We start from the raw sequence: 4,198 nt of genomic DNA on the forward strand, positions 1-4,198 counted from the left end.
GCACCGCGGCTCCGGAGCCGTCACAGGCCTCCTCATCGCCGTCGCCTCGGCGCTGGCGTTCTCGTCCAGCGGCCCGTTCGTCAAACCCCTCCTCGACGGAGGGTGGTCGCTCGGGGCCGTGCTGCTCGTGCGCATGGGCGTCGCGGCACTCCTGCTCTCGCCGGCGCTGATCGCGGCGATCCGGCGTCAGCGCGGATTCCTCCGGCGCCACGGCCTGCTCATCGTGTCGTTCGGCCTGACCGCTGTCGCCGGCTGCCAGCTGTTCTACTTCGCCGCGATGCAACGGATGCCGGTGGCCGTGGCGCTGCTGATCCAATACATCGCCCCGGTGCTCATCGTGCTCGCCGTCTGGGTGCGCACGCGCCGAGCGCCCTCGAAGGCCGTTCTCCTCGGCTCGGTCGTCGCGATGACCGGACTGGTGCTCGTCGTCGACATCAGCGGAGCCCGCTTCGATCTTCTCGGGACGCTCTTCGCCCTATGCGCCGCCGTGTGCGCCGCGGCCTACTTCGTGATCGCCGGTCGCGCGGGCGACGACCTCCCGCCCCTCGCACTCGCCGCCGGCGGTCTGCTCACCGGCACCCTGCTCATGGGCATCCTCGTGGGAGTGGGCGTGCTGCCCTTCGCGGCCCCCTCGATCACGGTGTCGCTCGCGGGACTCCAGGTTCCCGGCATCCTGCCCCTGCTGTGGGTGGGCGCGGTCGCGACCACCGTCGGCTACGCGCTCGGGGTGATCGCGGTGCCGCTCATCGGCTCGCGCCTGGCGTCGTTCGTCGGTCTCAGCGAGGTGCTCTTCGCGCTCGGCTTCGCGTGGCTGCTGCTGGGGGAGACCCCGGCGCCGGTCCAGTTCGTGGGGGGCGCGCTGATCCTTGTCGGGGTCGTGCTCGTGCGACTGGATGCCGGGAGCCCGGCCGAACCGAAGACCGAGACCACGAGTATCCCGGTGGTCCCGGCGCCGTAGGGGGACCTCCGCGCGGCTGGATCTCCGTCCGCGCCAGGTCCATCGGCGAGCCCACCCGGTAGCTGAGGGCCGAGACGGCGAGTATCCCGGTGGTCCCGGCGCCGTAGGGGGTCCTCCGCGCGGCTGGATCTCCGTCCGCGCCAGGTCCATCAGCGGGCCCACCCGGTAGCTGAGGGCCGAGACGGCGAGTATCCCGGTGGTGCCGGCGCCGTAGAGGTGCCTTCGCGCGGCTAGATCTCCGTCCGCGCCAGGTCCATCAGCGGGCCCACCCGGTAACCGATGACCTCGCCCATGACCAGCGACGTCTCCGTGCGCTCGACGCCCTCGATCGCGAGGATGCGGGCGTCGGTGTCGAACAGGTGCTGCGTGTCGCGGCAGGCCACCCGCACGAGCAGGTCGACCTGCCCGCTGAGCCCGTGCGCCTGCAGCACCTCGGGGACCTTCGCCAGCTCCTCGCGGATCGCGGGGAGCTCGGCCTGACGCACCGTCACCTGCAGGAACGCCTCGATGGGAAATCCGAGCGCCTCGGCCGACAGCGTGCGCTCGTACGACAGGAAGACGCCCCCGCGTTCGAGACGGCTCATGCGGGCCTGCACGGTGTTCCGCGAGAGGCCGAGCTTCTCGGCGAGTGCGACCACGGTGGCGCGCGGGTCGGCGGAAAGAGCGCGGAGGAGGTCGAGGTCGACGGCGTCGAGCTTGCTCATGCTGCGAAACATTAGCAGGGTGCCCGACCCCCACGGTGCGCACAATGCTGAGTTGTCTACCGAGGTCTTGAGCGCCCTGCCTTCCACGCGTACGGTCGGCCGTGTCGGCGACGCTGCCGGCACCCGCACCGCCCCGGCCTCCACGAGAAGCCCGGGCCGCAGCTGGAGGGATGACGATGACGTACACCCAGACCCAGGACTCGGTCACCGCAGGAGTCCCCGACGAGGGGGACACGCGGCGCGTGCTCGAGCCGGACGGCTCCCGCGTGCCGGACGCCGAACTCGATCCGTGGATCGCCGACCTCTCCCCGCACGAGCTGCGGGCCCTGCACCGCGACATGGTCCTCACCCGCCGGCTCGACGCGGAGGGGGTCGCGCTTCAGCGTCAGGGCCAGCTCGCCCTCTGGGCGCCGTGCCGCGGTCAGGAGGCCGTGCAGGTGGGCACCGCGCACGCTCTCGCGGTCGGAGACTTCGTCTTCCCCAGCTACCGCGAGCACGGGGTCCTCCTCGGGCGCGGAGCCCAGCCCGCCGACTACGTCCTCGCGTGGCGCGGCGAGGAGCACTCCGCGTACGACCACCGCACGATCAACGTCGCCCCTCCTCAGATCATCATCGGCGCTCAATCGCTGCACGCCACCGGGTGGGCGATGGGTGCGCAGCGCGACGGCTCCACCGACGTCGCGGTGGCGTACTACGGAGACGGCGCCACCAGTCAGGGCGACGTGAACGAGGCGATGGTGTTCGCCTCGTCGTTCCGCGCCCCGGTCGTCTTCGTCTGCTCGAACAACCACTGGGCGATCTCGGAGCCCGTCACCGTGCAGGCGAAGTACCCCATCGCGGGCCGCGCGCCGGGGTTCGGCATCCCGAGTCTCCGAATCGACGGCAACGACGCCCTGGCGTGCGTCGCCGCGATGCGATGGGCACTCGACCGCGCCCGCCGGGGGGAAGGTCCCTCGTTCCTCGAGGCCGTGACGTACCGCATGGGCCCGCACACCACGAGCGACGACCCCACTCGCTACCGAGACGCCGCCGAGGTCGAGGCCTGGGCGCAGCGCGACCCGATCGCGCGCCTGGAGGCCTACCTTCGCGCCGAGGGCATGCTCGACGACTCCGGCATGGCGGAGGTCGCCCGCGCGGCCGATGCCCTCGCCGCCGAGGTGCGCGCGGCGTGCATCGGTGCGACCACTCGCGCCCCCGAGACGATGTTCGACCACGTGTACGCGGAACCCCACGGGGGCGTGGAACGACAGAAGGCGGAGTACACGGCGTACCTGGCCGGTTTCGAGGGCGAGGCCGCGCGATGAAGGTGTCTCCCGCAGTCCGCACGTCGGTAACGTCTCCGGAGGTGTCGCGATGACTTCCCTCACCCTCGGATCCGCGATCAACGCGGGCCTGTCGAAAGCCCTCGAGGCCGACGAGAAGGTCCTCCTCATGGGCGAGGACATCGGCACGCTCGGCGGCGTCTTCCGCGTGACCGACGGCCTGCAGCAGCGTTTCGGCGCGCAGCGGGTCATCGACACCCCGCTCGCCGAGGCCGGCATCGTCGGCACGGCGGTGGGTCTCGCCCTGCGCGGTTACCGGCCCGTCGTCGAGATCCAGTTCGACGGGTTCGTCTACCCCGCGTTCGATCAGATCGTCTGCCAGGTCGCCAAGCTGCACTACCGCAGCAACGGACGCATCCGGATGCCGCTGGTCATCCGCATCCCGTGGGCCGGGGGAGTGGGTGCCGCCGAGCACCACTCCGAGTCGCCCGAGGCGTACTTCGTGCACACCGCGGGGCTCCGCGTCGTGGCCGCCTCGAACCCGCAGGACGCTTATGTGATGCTGCGGCAGGCCGTGGCATCCGATGACCCCGTCATCTTCTTCGAACCCAAGCGGCTGTACCACTCGAAGGGCGAGGTGGATCTGGATGCCGACCTCGCCGACGCCCCGCCGATGCACCTCGCCCGCGTCGCCCGCGAGGGCACGGACGCGACGATCGTGACCTACGGCGCGCAGGTGCGCACGGCCCTGGATGCCGCGCTCGCCGCGGAGGACGAGGGGATCTCGCTCGAGGTCATCGACCTGCGCTCGCTGTCGCCGATCGACATGAACACCGTCGCGGCATCGGTCCGAAAGACAGGGCGCGCCGTGGTGACGCACGAGGCCGCGCGGCAAGCGGGGGTCGGAGCCGAACTCGTCGCGAGCATCACCGAGCAGTGCTTCGAGTACCTCGAGGCGCCGCCGCAGCGCGTGACGGGCCACGACATCCCCTATCCGCCGTCGAAGCTCGAGAAGCACCACGTGCCGGACCTGGATCGGATCCTGTTCGCGGTCGATCGGGTGCGGGAGCGCGGGGAAGGGGTGCGGCGATGATCCGGGAGTTCTGCGCTGACCGGTCGGGTGTTCTCGAGACGAAAGGGGTGGGGCGATGATCCGGGAGTTCTGCGCTGACCGGTCGGGTGTTCTCGAGACGAAAGGGGTGCGGCGATGATCCAGGAGTTTCTCCTTCCCGACCTCGGTGAGGGGCTTCCCGAGGCCGAGATCGTGCAGTGGC

General features: G+C 71.0%; 4 protein-coding genes. 3 read left to right on the forward strand and 1 reads right to left on the reverse strand.

What is annotated here, in order from left to right; translation table 11 throughout:
* The coding region (locus tag NS220_RS11245) for an EamA family transporter (RefSeq protein ID WP_058624144.1) at positions 1–958 on the forward strand (958 nt) is incomplete at its 5' end.
* Positions 959–1,188: 230 nt separating this feature from the next.
* Here NS220_RS11245 and NS220_RS11250 read toward each other — a convergent pair.
* A complete protein-coding gene (locus tag NS220_RS11250; protein WP_058624145.1) occupies positions 1,189–1,662 on the reverse strand; it encodes an Lrp/AsnC family transcriptional regulator in 474 nt (157 codons plus the stop codon).
* A 176-nt stretch (positions 1,663–1,838) separates the two neighbouring features.
* On the opposite strand from NS220_RS11250, the gene pdhA reads away from it, so the two are divergent.
* Both pdhA and NS220_RS11260 read left to right on the forward strand, forming a co-directional pair.
* Positions 1,839–2,966 carry a pyruvate dehydrogenase (acetyl-transferring) E1 component subunit alpha gene (gene pdhA / locus NS220_RS11255; RefSeq protein WP_058624147.1) on the forward strand — a complete coding sequence of 376 codons (1,128 nt, stop codon included), beginning with the start codon at positions 1,839–1,841 and terminating at the stop codon, positions 2,964–2,966.
* A gap of 49 nt (positions 2,967–3,015) precedes the next feature.
* Complete coding sequence (locus tag NS220_RS11260) at positions 3,016–4,017, forward strand: alpha-ketoacid dehydrogenase subunit beta (RefSeq protein ID WP_058624146.1); 1,002 nt, start codon at positions 3,016–3,018, stop codon at positions 4,015–4,017.
* Positions 4,018–4,198 lie beyond the last annotated feature (181 nt).

It is taken from the genome of Microbacterium testaceum, assembly GCF_001476655.1.
Taxonomy (GTDB): domain Bacteria; phylum Actinomycetota; class Actinomycetes; order Actinomycetales; family Microbacteriaceae; genus Microbacterium; species Microbacterium testaceum_C.

Bases quoted from the DNA above. Each gene is read 5' to 3' on its own strand.
- NS220_RS11260 (WP_058624146.1), top strand. From the start codon at position 3,016: ATGACTTCCCTCACCCTCGGATCCGCGATCAACGCGGGCCTGTCGAAA.
- NS220_RS11250 (WP_058624145.1), bottom strand. From the start codon at position 1,662: ATGAGCAAGCTCGACGCCGTCGACCTCGACCTCCTCCGCGCTCTTTCC.
- pdhA (WP_058624147.1), top strand. From the start codon at position 1,839: ATGACGTACACCCAGACCCAGGACTCGGTCACCGCAGGAGTCCCCGAC.